We start from the raw sequence: 1,655 nt of genomic DNA, 5'->3' as shown, positions 1-1,655 counted from the left end.
GCCGATTTCATCAATTCGCAGGCGGGCATCATCCGCGTGAGCTGCGCAGTGCCTTCACGCGTGTCGTTACGCTTCAGCCCTTCAGCCGCAATCATCGCAATGTTTTCGCGGGTGAGGCCGGTGTCCATAAGCTGCGCCATAACCCTCACAAAGAATTCGCGCCCGCCGCTCGCCGCGACCTCGGGATAGGCCTTGCCCCGCGGATCGCCCGTCTTTTGCCAGTGCCCGATGGTCGCATAAGCGAGCGCACACCGCGCGGAAGCCGCGTTCTCGATCGGCAATTCATCGATCACAATAACGCTCGAGGGCGGCACGGGGGCACGGGGTGTGTCCTGAAGCGCAAGCGCGGCGGCGAGGATAGGCATGAGCATGCCCCACCCTATGGCCTGCAACATGAATGGTACGCTACCGGAATCCGCGTTGCGGCGGGACGAATTCCGTCCTAATCCGCAACCCGTCCTTTGAGAGGAGACGCTTTTCCATGTTCAGTCACATCATGCTAGGCACGAGCGATTTCGACCGTGCCAAGGCATTCTACGATTCAGTGCTCGCCACGCTCGGCGCAGGTCCCGGGATGATCAACGTCGCCCCCACCGGCCACCGCCGCGCCTTCTGGATGCACAATGGCGGGATGTTCTCGATCAGCGAGCCGATCAACAACCAGCCCGCGACCTGCTCGAACGGGTCGACCATCGGCTTTGCCTGTGACAGCCTCGAGCAGGTGCAGGCCTTCCACGATGCCGCCGTCGCCGCTGGCGGCAAGTCGATCGAAGACCCGCCGGGCCCGCGCACCGGCGCGATGGGCACGCTGAACCTCGGCTACGTGCTGGATCTCGACGGCCACAAGCTGTGCATGCTGCACCGCGCGGGCTGATTACCGACTGAGTTCGAACACCGCAAACTCGGCGCGCCAGTTAGCTGCTGGCGCGCCGATTTGCTTTTCGTTCGAGAAAAACCACGCGCGTTCCACCTTCGCGCCTTTCAGCCGCGCAAGTTCACGGAAATCCTCGACCGTCACGTGGTGGATGTTCTGCGTTTCGTACCAGCTGACCGGCAGCGCCCGCGTCACCGGCATCCGCCCGCCCAGCAGCAGCGCCACGCGCGTGCGCCAGTGGGCGAAGTTCGGGAAGGAGACGAACGCCCGCCGGCCCACCCGCAGCAGTTCGTCGAGCATCAGGTCGGGTCGCGTTGCAGTCTGCAAGGTCTGGCTGAGGATCGCGTAGTCGAAGGCCTTGTCGGGGTAGTTCGCCAAGTCGAGATTGGCATCGCCCTGCACCACGCTGAGGCCCCGGGAGACGCAGCGTTCGACCAGGGCGCCGTCCAATTCCATTCCGCGCGCATCGCAGCCGCTGATCGCTTCCAGCTCCGCCATCAGCGCGCCATCACCGCAGCCGATATCGAGCACGCGGCTTCCCGGCGCGACATGGGCGGCGATCGCGGCAAGGTCGGGGCGCAAGCTCATTCGACGAAGCCCTTCACCACACGGTCAAGCTGGTCGTGCTCCAGCAGGAAGCTGTCATGCCCATGCGGCGCACTGAGCTCGACGAAACTGACCTTTGCCCCCGCTGCATTCAGCGCATGGACGATGTGGCGGCTTTCAGCGGTGGGGTAGAGCCAGTCGGTATCGAAGCTGACAAGGCAGAACCGCGCCTGCG

The 1,655-nt window shown here is 64.3% G+C and carries 3 protein-coding genes and 1 pseudogene; 1 reads left to right on the top strand and 3 read right to left on the bottom strand.

Annotated features, from left to right (window positions below; genetic code table 11):
* Positions 1-371: hypothetical protein (locus tag ACOVQ0_RS04985; RefSeq protein WP_421880921.1), on the bottom strand; the 371-nt coding region annotated here is incomplete at its 3' end.
* 110 nt (positions 372-481) lie between these two features.
* On the opposite strand from ACOVQ0_RS04985, the gene ACOVQ0_RS04980 reads away from it, so the two are divergent.
* Positions 482-874: a VOC family protein gene (locus ACOVQ0_RS04980; protein WP_421880918.1), complete on the top strand. Its 393-nt coding sequence runs from the start codon at positions 482-484 to the stop codon at positions 872-874.
* Here the strand turns inward: ACOVQ0_RS04980 and metW are convergent, their stop codons facing one another.
* Positions 875-1,462, bottom strand: a complete 588-nt coding sequence (metW, locus tag ACOVQ0_RS04975; RefSeq protein WP_421880915.1) for a methionine biosynthesis protein MetW — start codon at positions 1,460-1,462, stop codon at positions 875-877.
* Positions 1,459-1,655 (bottom strand): annotated as a pseudogene (gene metX, locus ACOVQ0_RS04970) (homoserine O-acetyltransferase); the annotation flags it as partial. The gene metW and the pseudogene metX, both read right to left, overlap by 4 nt.

The organism is Novosphingobium sp. (genome assembly GCF_049240505.1).
In the GTDB taxonomy this organism is placed as follows: Bacteria; Pseudomonadota; Alphaproteobacteria; order Sphingomonadales; family Sphingomonadaceae; genus Novosphingobium.
Note: the sequence above shows the minus strand (reverse complement) of the source record. Positions and strands in the feature narration are given on the sequence as shown.